The sequence below is a fragment of the Solirubrobacter pauli genome (assembly GCF_003633755.1).
Taxonomy (GTDB): domain Bacteria; phylum Actinomycetota; class Thermoleophilia; order Solirubrobacterales; family Solirubrobacteraceae; genus Solirubrobacter; species Solirubrobacter pauli.
In genome coordinates, this window is record NZ_RBIL01000001.1 from 610,394 (window position 1) to 627,283 (window position 16,890).

The window sequence follows — 16,890 nt, forward strand, 5'->3', positions numbered from 1 at the left end:
GGCGAAAAATACCCTCATGTGCGGGTCCAGCGCAACTCATTTCGGACTCAGGCGGGTCACATGGCGTTACGCTGGCGCGATGCGGGTGCACAGGTCACGCTTGACGATCCTTGTCGTTTCCGCCGCCCTGGCGGGCTGCGGTGGCGCCAAGCAGGACGATCCGGCGGCGCCGGACACGGCTGCTCCGGCCGAGGCGCAGGCCACCACCGCGCCCGACGTCAAGGTGATCCAGCCGGGCGCGCCGGGCGAGGAGTCCAAGGAGGTCGTCCCCACGCCGACGCCCAAGGGCGGCGGCTTCGTGCCCGAGGACGTCGAGTTCATGCAGAAGATGATCCTGCACCATGACCAGGCGCTGGTCATGACCGCGCTCGTGCCCAAGAACGGCGGCGACACCAGCGTGCGCCTCCTGGCCAAGCGCATGGAGGTCTCCCAGCAGGACGAGGTGCTGCTGATGAAGCAGTGGCTCGAGAACCGCAACTTCAAGGCGGACGGCGGCCACGCCGACCACGCGTCGATGCCCGGGATGCTCACCGATGAGCAGCTCGCCGAGCTCAAGGCCGCCAAGGGCAGGGAGTTCGATCGGCTGTTCCTGCAGTTCATGACCCAGCACCACGAGGGCGCGCTGCAGATGGTCCGCGACCTGGTGTTCGCCGGCGGCGGCAGCGAGGCGGAGATCAGCCAGTTCGTCGGGCACGTCGACTCGGACCAGAGCATCGAGATCCAGCGCATGGCCGAGCTCTCCGAGAAGCTCTCGTGATGCACAAGCCCTGAGCGGTTTGAGGCCTCCGGATTCTGGGGTAAGGCACGCTCGCCCCTGCTCCTCTGAGTCCACCATGAGAGGCCCCTTTGCTGTCACGCGTAGCGACGTTCGCCGTACTGACCCTCGGGGTCATCGGCCTCGCACCCGCCAGCGCTTCCGCGCAGTGCCCGGAAGGCGCCGAGTGCGGCAAGCTCACGGTTCCGCTCGACCATAAGGGCACCGCGCCCGGCACGGTCGACCTGTCGTACGGGACGTTGAAGGCCACCGGCGCCAAGACCGGCACGTTCGTGATCCTCACCGGCGGGCCCGGCCAGGCCGCTCTGCCGATCCTGAACGACTTCGCCGAGATCATCGAGCCGCTGCGCTCGAGCTACGACATCGTCGCGATCGACCAGCGCGGCACCGGCGGGTCCGGCGCCGTCGACTGCGACGTCGAGGACGGCGACGACGTCGCCGCGTGCGCCGCCAAGCTGGGTGACCGCCGCACGTTCTGGACGACGTCGCAGACCGCGCACGACCTTGAGCGGCTGCGCGTCGCGATCGGCGCGGACAAGCTCACGCTGTTCGGCGTGTCCTACGGCACGCAGGTCGCGCAGGAGTACCTCCGCCGCTACCCCGGCTCGACCGCGGCGGCCATCCTCGACTCCCCCACGCCCGTCGACGGGCTCGACGGCGTCGACGAGCTGCGCACGCTCGGCGCCCCGCGCGTGCTGCGCGAGGTGTGCTTCCCGGGCGTCTGCCACGAGACGGTCCAGGTGCCGGCCGACGCGCTCGAAGCGGCGGTGAAGCGGCTCGGCGACGGCTCCCTGCGCGGTCCGCTCGTCTCGCCGTCCGGGCGCGTGAGCACCGCGCGCATCACGCAGGCCTCGCTCTACAACCTGATCACCGCGAGCGACACGGCGCCGCTGCTGCGCGCCGGCCTGCCCGCGGCGATCGCCTCGCTGGCGGCGGGTGACGCCGCGCCGTTGATCCACCTCGTGTCGGTCACCTCGAGCGGCGAGCGCGGCGGTGGGCCGGAGAGCTCGATCTCGCGCCTGCTCGCGACGTCGTGCGTCGAGGCGCGCCTGCCGTGGGCGCCGGATTCGCCGATCGCCAGCCGCGCCGACGCGCTGAAGGCGTTCGTCGCCGCCCGCACCGCGGCCTTCGAGCCGTTCGACCCGGAGGTCGTCATCGGCTCCTCGCTCGCCGAGCTGTGCGCCCAGCGGCCGCCGACTCCGAAGCCCGAGGGCGTGCCGTTCGGCGGCCCGGACGTGCCGGTGCTGATCATCGCCGGCCGCCAGGACCTGCGGACGCCGCTCGAGAGCGCGCGCCGCACGCTCGGCCAGTACCCGAACGGCAAGCTGCTCGCCGTGCGGTCCGCCGGCCACTCCGTCGTGACCACCGACTTCACCGGCTGCGCGCGGACGGGCCTGATCGCCTTCCTGCGCGGCCAGGAGGTCAAGCGGTGCTCGCAGATCAGCGCGCGCGACCGGGCGGCGCTCCCGGCCGGGCCGTTCATCCCCGCGTCGATCGCGAGCCTGCGCCCCACGGGCACGTCCGGCCTCGCTGGGCGCACGTTCAGCGCGGTGCGGGTGACGTTGACCGGGATCGCCTTCGACACGACGGCCGTCGACACCGACAAGTCGTTCCGGCTGCCGGGCCTGCGTGCCGGCTACATCACCGGCAAGGGGTCCTCGATCACGCTGCACGGCGTCGAGTGGGTGCGCGGCGTGAAGGTCTCCGGCACGCTGCGCGGCTCCTCCGGCACGCTGACGGTGAGCGGCTCGCAGGCCGCCGCGGGCACGGTGCGCTTCACGCGCACGTCGGCGACGGGCACGCTCGGCGGCACGACGTTCAGCGCGCGCTGAGCGCGTAGGGCATGCAGGAGGTCGCGGTCGAGGACGACCGCGACCTCCGCGCGCACAGGCGGGATATCCGTACCGAGTTCCGCCTTCGCCGCCGGTACGGTTGCCATGCCGGTCTTCTCCCACCGCTCAGGGGGTGTTCGAGCAATGGCAACGACGCTGCCGACCTCGCAGCCGTTCGATCCCGCGCATGTCCAGGCGCTCGCGGAGCGCGAGCGCGCGAGGCTGCGCGAGCGCACGGCGCGCTCGGGTGAGTACTTCGCCCGCGCCGCCGCGGTGATGCCGGGCGGCGTGCCGTCGCAGTTCCAGCGGGCCGACCCGTGGCCCGTGTACCTGGAGCGCGGGTCCGGTGCGGCCGTATGGGACGTCGACGGGAACCGCTACCGCGACTTCCACAACGGCTTCGGCGTGATGTGCGTCGGGCACGCCAACCCCGTGATCGCCGCGGCCGTCGCCGAGCGGATGGCGCTCGGCACGCACTTCGCGGCGCCGACCGAGGGCTCGATCGTCGTCGCCGAGGAGCTGCGCCGGCGCTGGGGGCTGCCCGCATGGCGCTTCACGAACTCCGGCACCGAGTCGACCATGGACGCGGTCCACCTCGCACGCGGCGCGACCGGGCGGGACGTGATCGTCAAGATCGAGGGCACCTACCACGGGCACCACGACGCCGTGATGGTGTCCGTCAAGCCGCCACCGGACCGGATGGGTCCGCGCTCGGCGCCCGCCTCGGTGCCCTACGGCGAGGGCTTCGCCGCCGGGACCGCGGCCGCGACGCGCGTGGTGCCGTTCAACGACGCGGACGCCTTGGCCGCCGCGCTCGGCGAGGACGTCGCCGGCGTGATCATGGAGCCGGCGATGATGAACGTGAACATCGTCCCACCGGTCGACGGCTACCTCGAGCGCGTGCGGTCGCTGTGCAGCGCCGCCGGGGCGGTGCTGATCTTCGACGAGGTCAAGACGGGCGCCGCCGTCGCCGCGGGCGGGGCGACCGAGCTGTACGGCGTCCTGCCCGACGTCGTCTGCCTCGCCAAGGCGATCTGCGGGGGCCTTCCGGGCGGCGCGATCGGCATGACCGAGCCGCTCGGCGCGCTGGTCGCCGAGGGCCGCGTCAAGCAGCAGGGCACGTTCAACGGCAACCCGCTGACGATGGCCGCCGCGCAGGCGACGTTGATCGACGTCCTCACCGACGACGCGTACACGCGCCTGCATGCGCTCAACGCGCACCTGATGGCCGAGTGCGACCGCGTGATCGCCGCCTACGACCTGCCCGCCCACACGGTCGGCATGGGCTCGAAGGGCTGCGTCGTCATGTCCACCGAGCCGGTGCTCGAGTACCGCGACTACCTGACCAAGATCCACCACGAGCTCACCGACCTCGCCTGGCTCTTCCACATGAACCACGGCATCTTCATGACGCCCGGCCAGGACGAGGAGTGGACCCTGTCCGTCCTGCACGCCGAGGCCGACCTGCAGGCCTACGTCGACGCGTTCGAGGCCTTCGCGCGGGAGGTCAGCGGCCGCGGCTAGGCTGCGCGGCTTGAGCTCCCCGAACGGAAAGGACGCGCGGCGGCTGCGCTCCGGCGTCACCCCGAGCGCGGAAGCCGTCGCGGTCGTGACCCGCGCGGTCGAGTCCACCCTGGCCGACCCGGATCTGTGGCAAGTCCGCACCGAGGAGGCGATCCTGCGGCGCTACGAGAAGGCGGGCTTCCCGGTGCGCTCGCTCGCCGAGGTCGGCGAGACGGTGCCCGTCGCGGTGGCGGACAAGCTGGCGCTGGTCGGCGCCCGCCCGACGGCGCTCCCTCGCCAGCTGCGCAACCGGCGGCGCTTCCGCGGCCGGCTCGAGGAGGAGATCGTCCAGCTCGTGCGGGCGGCGTGCTCGCCGCTCGTTCACAACGGAGCGGTCTACGGCTACCGCAGCGACCGCGCGACCGCGGTCCCGATCCTGGCCGGAGCCCTCGACCCGGCGTTCGACGACGAGCCGTCGCTCATCCTCGCGCTGGCCCGCGCGAAGCACGAGGCGGGCCTGTTCACGGGCGTGCGACTGCTGTACGGCGACTTCAACGCCTGGTACCTGAACCGCGTGTCGCGCACGTCGCGCACCGCGTTCCGCGAGCGCTTCGTGCGCGACCACCCGGCCTAGCGCACTACAACGCGACGACGGCGACGATGAACAGGGCCCAGAGGGCGAGGGCCACCCAGCCGAGGACGACGCCGGCGCTGGCCAGGCCGCGGCCGCCGAGCCGGCCGCCGGAACCATCGATCTGCTGCTTGGCGCTGTTGCCGAACACGATCGCGAGGATCGACGGGATGATCGGGATCAGGACGAGCCCGACGATCCCGAGCACGAGCGAGGCGGTGGCCTTGCCCGGCGTTTCGGAGGAAGACTGCGTGTGCGTCACGTCTCCATAGGTGCTCATGATCGACCGAATACCCGGCGATCCCGCAGAAAAGTCAGCGTTTCGTGCGCACCGGGAGCGAGCACCAGTGATGAGTTCTGCGCATCGCCGGGGTCTTAGGTCGTGACATGCAGAGCGCGATCACACACCTCCTCGCCGGCGTCCCCGTCACGAACCTCGACGCGAGTCTCGACTGGTACACGCGGCTGTTCGGCCGTGCCCCGGACCTGCGCGTCGGCAACGAGATCATCTGGGACGTCGACGAGCACGCGTCGCTGTTCATCGAGCCCAACCCGCAGCGGGCGGGCACCGGCCGGATCACGATGGTCGCGAGCGGCCTCGACGTGTTGCTGCGTCGGCTGACCGACGCGGGCATCGAGCACGAGCCGGTCGAGACGTACACCAGCGGCGTGCGCCACGTGAAGGTCCCCGACCCGGACGGGAACGCGATCGCGTTCGCCGCGTCGGCCTAGAGCGAGGAGCCGTCGTCGTCCGACAGCCAGCGCTTGGCGAAGAAGCGCGCGATGACCACGAACAGCGCCGTGACCAGGCACACGAAGCCCAGGCCGGCGAGGACGACGAGGAACTCGACCATGCGGCGAGCGTACCGGCGCGCCGGGAAGACCGGCTTCGGGTTTTCCCCCGTGTAGCTTCCGCGGCATGGACTACGACGTGATCGTGATGGGCGGCGGCTCGCCGGGCGAGCACACGGCGGGCGCGCTGGCCGAGGGTGGGCTGAAGGTCGCGGTGGTCGAACGCGAGCTGGTCGGCGGCGAGTGCTCCTACTGGGCGTGCATCCCGTCCAAGACGCTGCTGCGACCGGGGGAGGCCGTGCACGCCGCGCGCGATGCGCTCGCGACCGCCGAGGTGGACGTCGAGGCCGCGCTGAAGTGGCGCGACTTCATGGTCTCCGACTACTCGGACGCGGGTCAGGAGCGGTGGCTCGCCGACAACGGGATCGCGCTCGTGCGCGGCGCCGGCACGCTCGCCGGCCCGGGTGCCGTGGAGGTCGACGGCCGCACGTACACCGCCAAGGACGTCGTGCTCGCCAACGGCGCCGACGCCGTCATCCCGCCCGTCCCCGGCCTGCGCGAGCTCGAGGGCGTGTGGACCAACCGCGAGGCGACCGGCATGAAGGAGGTGCCGCGCCGGCTGCTCGTGATGGGTGGCGGCCCGGTCGGCACGGAACTCGCGCAGGCCGTGCGCCGCTTCGGCGCCGAGGTCGTGCTGATCGAGCGGTCCGCGCACCTGCTCGGCCGCGAGCCCGCCCAGCTCGGCGAGGCCCTGGCGACGGCGCTGGAGGCCGACGGGATCGAGCTCATCCTCGGCACGGGCGTGACCGCCGCGCGCCAGGAGGACGGCGACTACGTCCTCACGCTCGACGACGGCCGCGAGGTCCGCGGCGACAAGCTGCTCGTCGCCACCGGCCGTCGCCCGCGCACCGAGGGGATCGGGCTGGAGACGGTCGGGGTCGAAGCCGGCCCGCACGGCGTGCCCGTCGACGCGCACATGCGCGTCACCGACCGGCTGTGGGCGATCGGCGACATCACCGGCATCTTCCCGCTCACCCACGTCGGCAAGTACCAGGGCCGGATCGCCGCCGCCAACATCCTCGGCACCCCGCGCGAGGCCAACTACGACGCCGTTCCGCGCGTCACCTACACCGACCCGCAGGCCGCCGCGGTCGGCGCGACCGAGGCCGAGTACAGCGCGACCTACCGCCTGCCCGACGTGGCCAAGACCGCCGCGTACACGCGCAACTACGCCGACTCCCCCGGCTACCTCACGCTCCTGAGCGACGGGCACCGCCTCACCGGCGCGCACGCGCTCGCCCCCGAGGCCGGCGAGTGGCTCCAGCAGGCCACGCTCGCGATCCGCGCGCAGATCCCGCTCGACGTGCTGCTCGACACCATCCAGCCGTTCCCGACGTTCAGCGAGATCTACCTGTGGACGCTCAAGGACCTGATCAAGCGTCTTTAGCTAACCCTAGGTAAGCAGCGGTTCAATGCACGGCGGGTCTGAGTCGCGGGGGTCATGAACTGGACGCTCGCGACCGATAACCCCCCGTAAGGGGGACGCCGCATGACTGACGGGGCGGCGGACGCCCGAATCATTGAACGACCGCCGACCTGACCAAGGCTCCCCATGTCCTCCTTCCTGCGCCGACTGCTGACCGCCGTCTCCTTCCCGTTCCGGGCGGCGCTCGCCTGGCTCCGCCCGCGCCCCGGCATCGCGATCACGCTCACGCTGATCGTGCTCCTCGGGTCGACCGCCACGCTGGCGGCCGTCGTCGGCGGCGAGTCGTCGACCCGGCCGCCCACCGCGCCCAGGGGCACCGTCGCCGAGACGTTCTCCTACACGGACCTGCGCACCGCGATCAAGGACAAGACCGTCAAGGCGGCCGAGCTCAAGCCCGCTGAGTTCCGCGCGGAGATCGAGCTCAAGGACGGCGCCAAGCACGTCGTCGGCTACTCACCGACCGACGAGAACCACCTCGCCGAGGAGCTGGCCGCCGCGGGCGCCGAGGTCGACATCGACACGAGCTTCGCCCGCCGTGGCTTCCCTTGGGGTGCGTTGCTGATGATCTTCGGCCTGTTCGCCGTGATCGGCCTGATCATCTACCTGCAGCGCCAGCAGGCCAAGGCGCAGGGCGGCGTGCACGCCCAGCACACCAAGAAGGCCGAGAAGCAGGGCGAGCTGCCCTCGGTGCGCTTCGCCGACGTCGCGGGCTGCGACGAGGCCGTGCACGAGGCCGCCGAGCTGGTCGAGTTCCTCAAGGCGCCCGACGCCTACCGCCGGCTCGGCGCGAAGATGCCCTCCGGCCTGATGCTCTACGGCCCTCCCGGCACGGGCAAGACGCTGCTCGCCAAGGCCGTCGCGGGCGAGGCGGGCGCGTCCTTCTTCGCCATGTCCGGCTCGGACTTCGTCGAGATGTACGTCGGCGTCGGCGCGAGCCGCGTGCGCGACCTGTTCGCCAAGGCGCGCCAGGGCACGCCCGCGATCATCTTCATCGACGAGGTCGACGCGATCGGCGCCAAGCGCGGCGGCGGCGCGGACGGCGGCCAGTCCAACCGCGAGTCCGACCAGACGCTCAACCAGCTGCTGGTCGAGATGGACGGCTTCAGCGGCAACGAGCGCGTGCTCGTGATCGCGGCCACCAACCGCCTCGACACGCTGGACCCGGCGCTGCTGCGCCCCGGCCGCTTCTCCCGCCACATCCACGTCGGCGCGCCGTCCGAGGAGGGCCGCCTGGCGATCCTGGGCGTCCACTCGAAGGGCAAGCCGCTCGCGGACGACGTCGACCTGCCGCAGCTCGCGAAGGTGACCGCCGGCTCGAGCGGTGCCGAGCTGGCCGAGATGCTCAACGAGGGCGCGATCATGGCCGCCCGGGCCGAGCGCTCCGTGATCACGCACGAGGACCTGTTCGAGGGCTTCCTGCGCGTGGTCGCCGGACCGCGCAAGGCGTCCGCGATGCTCGCGGCGGGTGAGAAGGAGGCCGTCGCCTACCACGAGGCCGGCCACGTCCTCACCGCCGAGCTGTGCCCGACCGTCGACAAGACCCTGCACGCCACGATCAACCCGCGTGGCCAGGCCGCCGGCTTCGCCGTCGTCGGCCGCTCGGACCGCGCGCTGCACACCGCGCAGCACATCCACGAGCAGCTGATCTACATCCTCGGCGGCCGCGCGGCCGAGCACGTCATCTACGGCACGGTCTCCTCCGGCGCCGCGAACGATCTCGAGAAGGCGAACCAGATCGCCCGCGCCGCCGTCGAGCAGTACGGCCTGAGCGCCGCCGTCGGCCAGGTCGTCGGCATGCGCTCGGACGTCGCGATGGCGACCGCCGACAGCGAGGTCCGCCGGATCGTCGAAGAGGCCTACCGCGACTCGATCGCGCTCGTCGAGGAGCACCGCGAGCAGCTCGAGCGGCTCACGCAGGCGCTGCTCGCCGCCGGGGACATCGACCACCTCGAGATCGCCGCCGCGATGGAGGGCTCGACGCCCGCCGCGCGCCGCCCCAACCTCCAGCCGCTGCCCGACCCCGTGGTCGAGCCGGTGGCCGAGGAGCCCGAGCCGCAGCGCAAGCCGTCGGGCAAGCTGTGGGTCCCGACGCCGGCCGACGTGGGCTCGGCGATCGCGGCCTTCCGCGCCGAGAAGCACAACAAGCGCGCGCTCGGCTAGGGGATCTCGGCGCTCGCCACGTCGACCCAGTCGTTGGCCCGGCCCGCACCGCCGAACGGCACTCCGTTCGGCTTGCGCTCCTGGGCGTAGCCGACGCGGATCTTCACGCGCCCGCGGCACACGTAGGGGAGATAGATGACCCGCGAGGCCTCGCTGCCGGCGGCGAGGTCCTTCGCGATCGCCCCGCCCAGAGCACCGTCGAAGCAGCCTTTGACGGGGCGTGACTGCGTGACGGTGGCCTCGAACGTGTAGTACTCGCGGGCGTCGGCCGCGCGCCGCGCGCGGAAGCTGAACGTGATCCGTCGCTGGGCCGGGAGCCGCTTGTCGCCGCCGGGCCACTCGGGACGTTGCCCGACGCGGACGCGCACCGGAGCCGCCACCTCCTCGCGGGTCGCGGTCTCGAGGCGCGGCATGACGAGGCCCTTCAGCGGACACCGCAGCACGCCGGACTTGCGGCGCCGGCACGTGCTGCCGTCGCGGTATTCCACCGAGCGAAGACCGCTGGCGGGTGAGACACCGACCATGTACTGGCCGACGCGACGCCGGCCGGGCGGGGTCGGCTTCACCAAGAGATAGGCGCCCTCGGGGCTCTGGACCGGCTCGCGCACGACCTGCCCGTCCGCGTCCTCGTAGGTGATCGCCGTCGCCTCAGGCCCCAGCAGGCCGTAGTAGACGTCGCGCAGGGAGCCGGCCGGGCACGCGCGTCGCGTGCCGTCGTCGCCGCGCGCGTCGCAGCCAGAGGAGTCGCCACTCGCCGGCAATCCCGAGTACCCGACCGCGATGAACACGTGGCCTGCGCCGTCGGCGAGCTGGCATTCGCTCTGCTGCACCACCTCGGCGCCCCGCTCATGGAACCTGCCGTCGTCGCCGAACGCCCCGTCCCGGCCGAGCACGCCGAGCTTGCCCTCGCTCACGCGGCCGACCTGCACGCAGCCCAGCCCTCTCGACGTCTCGACGACGCGCAGTCCCCACGGCAATCCACCCGCCGGGTCGGCAACGCGCAGATCGAAGAGCCTGCCCGAGTCGACGGTGACGCCTCGGCCTTCCTTCGGGTTGAGCTTCACGTCCGGCGGGTTGCGCACCGGCTCGCCCTGGAGCAGCCCGGTGGTGGCGGCGACCGCGACGGTCCCGAGGCACAGCGGGAGCGCCGTGAAGAGCACGCCGGGCCGCCACCAGCGGCGCCGCCGGCGCACGTCGCCGGCCGCGTTCGCCACCCGCTCGATCTCCTGTCCCAGCTCGTCCAGGACCCTCATGGCCGGTCACCCTCCCATCGCACTTCCAACGACGCCGCGAGCGCGCGGAGCCCGCGGGACACGCGCGCCCGTGCGGTCGCTTCGCTCACGCCGAGCGAGGACGCGACCTCGGGGTACGAGCGTTCCTCGACGACGCGCAGGCGCAGCGCCTCGCGCTGGTCTCCACCGAGCCGCTCCAGCTCCTCCGCCAACGCCGCGCGCAAGGGCGCCAGACCCATCCGGTGCTCGATCTCCTCGGCTTCGCCCTCCAGGAGCTGCGGCGTCTGGATGCCGAGCGCCTCCCGCGCGCGCCGGTCGAGCACGCCCTTCTTCAGGTAACGGGCGATCTGACGGCGGGCGATCGTCAGCAGCCACGCGCGCGCTTCCAGCTCGCTCGACCCGCGGAAGCTGCTCCGGCCACGGAACGCCTGCGCGAACGTCTCCGCGCACAGGTCGACCGCGGTCTCGGCGTCGAGCACGCGCCGCGCGCAGAACCGCAGCACCAGCTCCGACTCGCGCCGGTACAGCGCGACGAACCCCTCGGCGGTGGTCAGCTCCTCCGGCATCCGCCCCTAAGTGACCACCTCGCCGAGTTCTGTGACGATGCCCGTCGTGCGACGTGACCACTGGCAGCGCGAGATCGCCCGGATGGACCCCGCGGCCGACTACGCCGAGATCTACCGCCTGCTCGGCGCGCACGAGTTCCCTTGGGACCTGACGCAGTCGCTCGGGCTCGCCCTGTACCGGACCTACGCGGTGCCGACCATCGGCGAGCTGCTCTCGCGCACGGGCGAGTTCGAGCGCCGTACGCACAAGCGCTACGCGGACACCGGGCTGATCCTCGAGGCCGTCATCCAGCACGGGTTCGGCAGCCCGACCGGCCGCGCGGCGCTCCGGCGGATGAACCAGATGCACGGCGCCTACGCGATCTCCAACGAGGACATGCGCTACGTGCTGTCGACGTTCGTGGTGGTGCCGACGCGCTGGATCGCCCGCTTCGGCTACCGCCCCTTGAGCGAGGTCGAGCGCGTCGCCAGCACGAACTACTACCGCGAGCTCGGCCGCCACATGAACATCAAGGCGATCCCGGAGACCTACGACGCGTTCGCGACCCTGCTCGACGAGTACGAGCGCGAGCACTTCGCGTTCTCCCCCGGCGGCCGGGCGGTGTCCGACGCCACGCTGCGGCTGCTCGTGGGCTTCTACCCACGCCCGCTGCGGGAGCTGCTGCGTCGCGTGACGCTGACGCTGCTCGACGACCCGCTGCGCGCGGCGTTCCGCTACCCCGACCCGGGCGCGCGCGCCCGTGCGCTGGCGGTCGGCGGGCTGCGCGCCCGCGCGGCGCTGATCCGGCGCCTGCCCGCCCGCCGCGAGCCGCTCTACGTGCACCAGCGTCGCGAGTTCGCGATCTACTCGGAGGGGTACCGCGTCGAGGACCTGGGAACGTTCCCGGAACGTCGGTGAATCTCGACCGACGGTCCACCTCTTCCCTCCGGATTGCGTTGTAGCGTGCTGCGCCATGGCCGCCAGCACGTCTCCGAACGAGGGCTCCGCGCTCGAGCGTTACTTCCACATCCGCGAGCGCGGCTCGACCGTGCGCACCGAGGTCCTCGGTGGCGTCGTGACCTTCCTGACGATGGCCTACATCGTGTTCGTGAACCCGGCGATCCTCGGCGCCGCCGGGCTGCCGGTGGACGCGGTGACCGTGGCGACGGCGCTCGGCGCCGCGCTGTTCACGGCGATCATGGGCCTGGCGACCAACCTGCCGTTCGCGCTCGCCGCGGGCCTCGGCATCAACGCCGTCGTGGCCTTCGACCTCATCCTCGGCCGCGAGCTGCCGTGGCAGGTGGCGATGGCGTGCATCGTCATCGAGGGCGTGGTGGCGATCATCCTCGTGCTCGCGGGTCTGCGCGAGGCGATCATGCGCGCCGTCCCGCACGAGATCAAGCTCTCGATCGGCGTCGGCATCGGCCTGTTCATCACGCTCGTCGGCCTGCGCGACGCGGGCATCACGGTCAACAACCCGGCGACCGGCATCGGCCTCGGCGTGCTCACCAACGGCGCGCCGTTGATCGCGCTCGCGGGCCTGCTGGTGATGATCGTGCTCACCGCGCGCGGGTTCCGCGGCGCGATCCTCGTCGGCATCCTCGTGTCGGCCGCGCTCGGCCTCATCTTCGGGGTGCTGGACACGCCGGACGAGATCGCGCGCCTGCCCAAGGGCGACGACTTCTCGACGATCGGCGACGCGCTCGCCCCGGACAACCTGCTGGACGCGCTCACGTGGGCGCTCATCCCGGTGATCTTCGTGCTGTTCGTGACCGACTTCTTCGACACGATCGGCACGGCGGTCGCGGTCTCGCGCGCCGGTGATCTGCTCGACGAGAAGGGCGACCCGCCGAAGCTCAAGAACCTGCTGCTCGTGGACTCGATCGCGGCGGCCGGCGGCGGCGTGCTCGGCACCTCGTCCAACACCACCTACGTGGAGTCCGGCGCGGGCGTCGCCGAGGGCGCGCGCACGGGCCTCGCCTCGCTGGTGACGGCCGGCTGCTTCGTGCTGACGATCTTCTTCGTGCCGCTGATCGCGGTCGTGGCGCAGACGGTGCTGATCGGCCCGGAGGGCGCGCAGCAGGAGACCCACCCGGCGGTCGCGCCCGCGCTGATCATGATCGGCTTCCTGATGATCCGGCTCGTCGCCGACGTCGACTGGTCGCGCCCCGAGGCCGCGATCCCCGCGTTCCTCGTGATCGCGGGCGTGCCGCTGACGTTCTCGATCGCCGCGGGCATCGGGCTCGGCGTGCTCGGCTACGTGGCGGTCATGGCCTCGACGGGCCGCGCCCGCCAGGTGCACCCGCTGATGTGGGCGCTCGTGCCGCTGTTCCTCGCGTTCTTCACGAACCAGTGGCTGTCGGAGCACATCTTCTAGGGATCGAGTAGGGGTCTCTTAGGGGCATTCCCAATGGTGATCAGGGCTGCCGGACGGCAACCTGATCATCATGAACACCACCGACAAGAAGCTCACCCGCTCGTCCACCGACAAGAAGGTCGCCGGCGTCTGCGGCGGCCTCGCCAACTACTTCGGCATCGACCCGGCCGTCACCCGCGTCGGCTTCATCGTCACGACGCTCTTCACGGGTGGTGCGGCGGCCCTCGCCTACCTGGCGATGATGTTCGTCATGCCCACCGACGAGCAGGGCATGACCCACCATGACCCCCTCGCCTCGCTGTAGGACGAGCCTCAGTCGGAGAGCTGCGCGTCGACGATTTCGTCGAGCAGGCCACCGAGATAGCCGTACAGGGCCACCGTCCGCGCGTTCGGGTCCTCGGGGTTGAAGGACAGCTCGTCATCGTCGTCGTTGATGTCGAGCATCGTCCCCAGCACGAGGCGGAGCGAGTTCACGGCCTGCATCCAGGCCGTGAGCTGGTCGAGGTCGAGCAGCTCGGCGTCGACGGTGGCCTCGACCGCGTCGATGCTCGCGAGCCGCCCGCTGTGCAGCTCGTCCCGCGTGAGGCTGCGGTACTCGTTCTCGAGCTCGACGTCCTCAGCGTAGGCGGACGGGTAGAGCCGGCGCACGCGCGGGTCGTCCGGGCTCAGCGCCAACAGCTCGCGCAGCTCGTCGAGCAGCTGGCGGATGAGCTCGCGCTCCTGCGGCTCCATCGTCAGCAGGAACTTGCCCTGGCGCTTGTCGATCCGCCGCATCAGTCCTGCGTCATGGTCGCCCACAGGCCGTGCTCGTGCAGGCGGAAGACGTCCAGCTCGGCCTTCTCGCGTGTGCCGCTCGACACGACGGCACGCCCCTTGTGGTGCACGTCGAGCATCAGCGCGGTGGCCTTCTCGCGGTTGTAGCCGAACAGCTTCTGGAGGACGAGCACGACGTAGCTCATCAGGTTGATCGGGTCGTTCCAGACGATGACGATCCAGGGCCGATCCGGGACCTGCTCGTCGTCGGTGGAAGGAAGCTGGACCTCGGCCGGAGCGGCGGACACGCCCTTCAGGCTACCCGGGACATCGCGTGCTCGGCGAGGGCGGTGATCGTCAGGCTCGGGTTCACGCCCACGTTGGCCGGCACGGCGGCGCCGTCGCAGACCAGCAGGTCCTCGTAGCCGAAGACGCGCAGGTCCTTGTCCACCACGCCGGTCTCGCGCGAGGCGCCGATCACCGCGCCACCGAGGATGTGCGCCGTCGACGGGATGTTCGCCGCCGCCTCCATGATCGAGCTCTGCGCGATCCCGCCGGTGCGCTGCGCGAGCCACTCGGTGAACGCGTTCGCGACCGGGATGAACGTCGGGTTCGGCCGCTCCGGGTCCTGCTCGGTGCTGAGCTTGACGCGCCCGAAGCGCCCGCGCCGCGCCCGCAGCGCGATCGCGTTGTCCAGCGACTGCATGACGAGGACGATGATCGTCCGCCGGGACCAGCCACGCGGGTTCATCGACCGCGCCAGCCGCACCGGGTGGCGCGCGGCCGCGCCCACCAGCTTCAGCGGCCGCGTGAGCGACGTGCCGTCGCCGGTCAACAGCGTGAAGATGCCTGACATGCCGTCGCCCGCGTTGCCGTAGACGACGGTCTCGATGTGGGTGTCCGGGTCGGGGTAGGCCGAGCCGGTGATCGCCACACGGCGGATCTCCGGCGCGTCACGCGGCAGCGTGACCGCGAGGATCGCCTCGGAGTTCGTCCGCACGAGCTCCCCGAGCCGGTCGGACAGCTCCGGCAGCGAGCCGTTGAGCTTGCACCTCGCAAGCAGCCGGTTGGTGCCGAGCGCACCCGCGGCCACGACCACGCCGCGCGCGGTCTGCACGCGCCGGCGCTTGCGCACCCACGCGCCTGACCGCTCGCTCGTCACCGCGTACCCGCCGCCCGGCAGCGGCTTGATGTCGGTGACCATGCGCTCGGGCTCGATCCGCGCGCCCGCCCGCTCCGCGAACCACAGGTAGTTCTTCACGAGCGTGTTCTTGGCGCCGTGCGGGCAGCCGACCATGCAGCGTCCGCAGCGCAGGCAGCCCGTGCGGTCGGGACCGTCGCCGCCGAAGAACGGGTCGGGCACCGTCACGCCCGGCTCGCCGAGGAACACGCCGACGCGCGTCTTGGCGTACGTCTCCCCCACGCCGATCTCCTCCGCGTACTCGCGCAGGTAGTCGTCGGCCGCGTCGTCCTCGTCGTAGGTGGTCACGCCCAGCATCCGCTCGGCCTCGTCGTAGTGCGGCGCGAGCGTGACCTGCCAGTCGTCCAGCCCGGCCCACTGCGGGTCGCCGTAGAAGCGCGCCGGCGCGCGGTAGAGCGTGTTCGCGTAGCCGAGCGACCCGCCGCCGACCCCGCTGCCGGACGCGATCGCGACGTCCCGGAAGATCGTCAGCCGGAAGATCCCGCGCATCCCGATCCAGGGCGCGAAGAAGTAGCGGCGCACGTCCCACGTCGACTTGGGCATGTCGTCGTCGGTGAAGCGCCGGCCGCACTCGAGCACGCCCACGCGATGCCCCTTCTGCGCGAGCCGCAGCGCCGACACGCTCCCGCCGAACCCGGAGCCGATGACGAGCCAGTCGTAGTCGAAACGCACTCGTGGACCCTACACGCGCCTGCGCCAGCGGCCGGGCGGTTCACCGAAGTGCCGGCGGAACGCCGTGGCGAACGCGTACTCGTTCTCGTAGCCGACCCGATGCGCGACGGTCGCGATCGTCGCCGCCGGCTCGTCCGTGAGCGCCTGCGCGGCGATCGACATCCGCCACCCCGTCAGGTAGGCGATCGGTGCCTCGCCGACCACCTGCGCGAAACGGCCGGCGAACGCCGAGCGCGACACGCCCGCGAGCGCCGCGAGCTCGGGCACGGTCCACGCGCGGGACGGGTCCGCGTGCATCGCCGCGATCGCGGGCCCGGCGACCGGGTCGTCCATGGCGGCGTACCACCCGGGGACGGTCGCGTCGGGGTCCGCGAACCACGCGCGCAGGCCCAGCGCCAGCAGCAAATCCAGCGCCCGGTCGAGCACCGCGGGCGTACCGGGACCCGGTGCCGCCAGCTCCTCGCGCATGAGCGTCAGGACGAGCCTTACACGCGGGCCGGCCGCGGCGGCGCGGATCGGCACGAGCGCCGGGAGCGTGTCCACGAGCGACGCCGACAGGATCGCCTCGAGCGTGTACGCGCCGCAGAGCAGCCGGCCGTGCGCAGCCTCGGCGACCGCCTCCGTCCCGTGCGGCCGGACCGGCGCTCCCGGCTGGGCGACGACGCGGTACGGCGCGCCCGCGGGCACGAGGATGAGGTCGCCCGCACGCAGCGCGACCGCGTCCGCGCCGTCGCGCTCGAACCATGCGTCGCCGTCGAGCAGGGTGTGGATCGCGAGCCGTCTCCGGCCGCCGAACTCGATCCCGCGATCCGCCCCGACCGCGGTCTGCGCGAACACCGAGCCGCGCGCCCGGCCGCGGGCGAGGAGGTCGGCGAGTGGGTCCACGTCCTGGAGGATGACAAAGGAATACGCGCGCTTCACCCATTGTCC

The 16,890-nt window shown here is 72.0% G+C and carries 18 protein-coding genes; 10 read left to right on the forward strand and 8 right to left on the reverse strand.

What is annotated here, in order from left to right; translation table 11 throughout:
• Positions 1–100 precede the first annotated feature (100 nt).
• From C8N24_RS02830 to C8N24_RS02845, 4 genes are all read left to right on the forward strand, one after another.
• Positions 101–757, forward strand: coding sequence for a DUF305 domain-containing protein (locus C8N24_RS02830; protein ID WP_170178807.1), 657 nt, complete (start codon positions 101–103; stop codon positions 755–757).
• 89 nt (positions 758–846) lie between these two features.
• On the forward strand, positions 847–2,607 hold the full coding sequence (locus tag C8N24_RS02835) for an alpha/beta fold hydrolase (RefSeq protein WP_121247802.1): 1,761 nt from the start codon (positions 847–849) through the stop codon (positions 2,605–2,607).
• A gap of 144 nt (positions 2,608–2,751) precedes the next feature.
• Entirely contained in the window at positions 2,752–4,131 is a 1,380-nt protein-coding gene (locus tag C8N24_RS02840; RefSeq protein ID WP_121247804.1) for an aspartate aminotransferase family protein, read from the forward strand.
• Positions 4,132–4,141: 10 nt separating this feature from the next.
• Positions 4,142–4,744 carry a hypothetical protein gene (locus C8N24_RS02845; RefSeq protein WP_121247806.1) on the forward strand — a complete coding sequence of 201 codons (603 nt, stop codon included), beginning with the start codon at positions 4,142–4,144 and terminating at the stop codon, positions 4,742–4,744.
• 4 nt (positions 4,745–4,748) lie between these two features.
• Here C8N24_RS02845 and C8N24_RS02850 read toward each other — a convergent pair whose 3' ends face one another.
• Positions 4,749–5,021, reverse strand: a complete 273-nt coding sequence (locus tag C8N24_RS02850; protein ID WP_121247808.1) for a DUF4190 domain-containing protein — start codon at positions 5,019–5,021, stop codon at positions 4,749–4,751.
• A gap of 107 nt (positions 5,022–5,128) precedes the next feature.
• On the opposite strand from C8N24_RS02850, the gene C8N24_RS02855 reads away from it, so the two are divergent.
• Positions 5,129–5,473, forward strand: a complete 345-nt coding sequence (locus tag C8N24_RS02855) for a VOC family protein (protein WP_121247810.1) — start codon at positions 5,129–5,131, stop codon at positions 5,471–5,473.
• Here the strand turns inward: C8N24_RS02855 and C8N24_RS35300 are convergent.
• Entirely contained in the window at positions 5,470–5,595 is a 126-nt protein-coding gene (locus tag C8N24_RS35300; RefSeq protein WP_281272610.1) for a hypothetical protein, read from the reverse strand. The genes C8N24_RS02855 and C8N24_RS35300 overlap by 4 nt on opposite strands.
• A 65-nt stretch (positions 5,596–5,660) precedes the next feature.
• Between C8N24_RS35300 and C8N24_RS02860 the strand changes: the two genes are divergently transcribed.
• Positions 5,661–6,980, forward strand: coding sequence for a dihydrolipoyl dehydrogenase family protein (locus C8N24_RS02860; protein WP_121247812.1), 1,320 nt, complete (start codon positions 5,661–5,663; stop codon positions 6,978–6,980).
• A 165-nt stretch (positions 6,981–7,145) separates the two neighbouring features.
• Entirely contained in the window at positions 7,146–9,179 is a 2,034-nt protein-coding gene (locus C8N24_RS02865; RefSeq protein ID WP_121247814.1) for an ATP-dependent metallopeptidase FtsH/Yme1/Tma family protein, read from the forward strand.
• On the opposite strand, the gene C8N24_RS02870 is transcribed toward C8N24_RS02865, so the two are convergent.
• On the reverse strand, positions 9,176–10,432 hold the full coding sequence (locus C8N24_RS02870) for a hypothetical protein (protein ID WP_121247816.1): 1,257 nt from the start codon (positions 10,430–10,432) through the stop codon (positions 9,176–9,178). The two genes, C8N24_RS02865 and C8N24_RS02870, sit on opposite strands and share 4 nt — an antisense overlap.
• Positions 10,429–10,977 (reverse strand): RNA polymerase sigma factor, encoded by a 549-nt coding sequence (locus C8N24_RS02875; RefSeq protein WP_121247818.1) that lies wholly within the window; start codon positions 10,975–10,977, stop codon positions 10,429–10,431. The genes C8N24_RS02870 and C8N24_RS02875 overlap by 4 nt, the downstream gene beginning before the upstream one ends.
• A gap of 37 nt (positions 10,978–11,014) precedes the next feature.
• On the opposite strand from C8N24_RS02875, the gene C8N24_RS02880 reads away from it, so the two are divergent.
• From C8N24_RS02880 to C8N24_RS02890, 3 genes are all read left to right on the forward strand, one after another.
• Entirely contained in the window at positions 11,015–11,875 is an 861-nt protein-coding gene (locus C8N24_RS02880) for an oxygenase MpaB family protein (RefSeq protein ID WP_121252890.1), read from the forward strand.
• A 55-nt stretch (positions 11,876–11,930) separates the two neighbouring features.
• Positions 11,931–13,334 carry an NCS2 family permease gene (locus tag C8N24_RS02885; RefSeq protein ID WP_121247820.1) on the forward strand — a complete coding sequence of 468 codons (1,404 nt, stop codon included), beginning with the start codon at positions 11,931–11,933 and terminating at the stop codon, positions 13,332–13,334.
• Between the two features lie 70 nt (positions 13,335–13,404).
• Positions 13,405–13,638, forward strand: coding sequence for a PspC domain-containing protein (locus tag C8N24_RS02890; RefSeq protein WP_121247822.1), 234 nt, complete (start codon positions 13,405–13,407; stop codon positions 13,636–13,638).
• A gap of 8 nt (positions 13,639–13,646) precedes the next feature.
• On the opposite strand, the gene C8N24_RS02895 is transcribed toward C8N24_RS02890, so the two are convergent.
• Genes C8N24_RS02895 through C8N24_RS02910 form a run of 4 tightly spaced genes read right to left on the reverse strand, consistent with a single transcriptional unit; the run spans position 13,647 to position 16,845 of the window.
• A complete protein-coding gene (locus C8N24_RS02895; protein WP_121247824.1) occupies positions 13,647–14,108 on the reverse strand; it encodes a DUF2017 family protein in 462 nt (153 codons plus the stop codon).
• Positions 14,108–14,395: an ATP-dependent Clp protease adapter ClpS gene (clpS, locus tag C8N24_RS02900; RefSeq protein ID WP_211339821.1), complete on the reverse strand. Its 288-nt coding sequence runs from the start codon at positions 14,393–14,395 to the stop codon at positions 14,108–14,110. The genes C8N24_RS02895 and clpS overlap by 1 nt, the downstream gene beginning before the upstream one ends.
• Positions 14,396–14,400: 5 nt before the next feature.
• Complete coding sequence (locus C8N24_RS02905) at positions 14,401–15,960, reverse strand: GMC family oxidoreductase (protein ID WP_121247826.1); 1,560 nt, start codon at positions 15,958–15,960, stop codon at positions 14,401–14,403.
• A gap of 9 nt (positions 15,961–15,969) precedes the next feature.
• Positions 15,970–16,845 (reverse strand): AraC family transcriptional regulator, encoded by an 876-nt coding sequence (locus C8N24_RS02910; RefSeq protein ID WP_170178808.1) that lies wholly within the window; start codon positions 16,843–16,845, stop codon positions 15,970–15,972.
• Positions 16,846–16,890: the final 45 nt, after the last annotated feature.

Coding starts and splice junctions, on each gene's coding strand:
- C8N24_RS02840 (WP_121247804.1), top strand. CDS start 2,752: ATGGCAACGACGCTGCCGACCTCGCAGCCGTTCGATCCCGCGCATGTC.
- C8N24_RS02850 (WP_121247808.1), bottom strand. CDS start 5,021: ATGAGCACCTATGGAGACGTGACGCACACGCAGTCTTCCTCCGAAACG.
- C8N24_RS02855 (WP_121247810.1), top strand. CDS start 5,129: ATGCAGAGCGCGATCACACACCTCCTCGCCGGCGTCCCCGTCACGAAC.
- C8N24_RS35300 (WP_281272610.1), bottom strand. CDS start 5,595: ATGGTCGAGTTCCTCGTCGTCCTCGCCGGCCTGGGCTTCGTGTGCCTG.
- C8N24_RS02860 (WP_121247812.1), top strand. CDS start 5,661: ATGGACTACGACGTGATCGTGATGGGCGGCGGCTCGCCGGGCGAGCAC.
- C8N24_RS02865 (WP_121247814.1), top strand. CDS start 7,146: ATGTCCTCCTTCCTGCGCCGACTGCTGACCGCCGTCTCCTTCCCGTTC.
- C8N24_RS02870 (WP_121247816.1), bottom strand. CDS start 10,432: ATGAGGGTCCTGGACGAGCTGGGACAGGAGATCGAGCGGGTGGCGAAC.
- C8N24_RS02875 (WP_121247818.1), bottom strand. CDS start 10,977: ATGCCGGAGGAGCTGACCACCGCCGAGGGGTTCGTCGCGCTGTACCGG.
- C8N24_RS02880 (WP_121252890.1), top strand. CDS start 11,015: ATGCCCGTCGTGCGACGTGACCACTGGCAGCGCGAGATCGCCCGGATG.
- C8N24_RS02885 (WP_121247820.1), top strand. CDS start 11,931: ATGGCCGCCAGCACGTCTCCGAACGAGGGCTCCGCGCTCGAGCGTTAC.
- C8N24_RS02890 (WP_121247822.1), top strand. CDS start 13,405: ATGAACACCACCGACAAGAAGCTCACCCGCTCGTCCACCGACAAGAAG.
- C8N24_RS02895 (WP_121247824.1), bottom strand. CDS start 14,108: ATGCGGCGGATCGACAAGCGCCAGGGCAAGTTCCTGCTGACGATGGAG.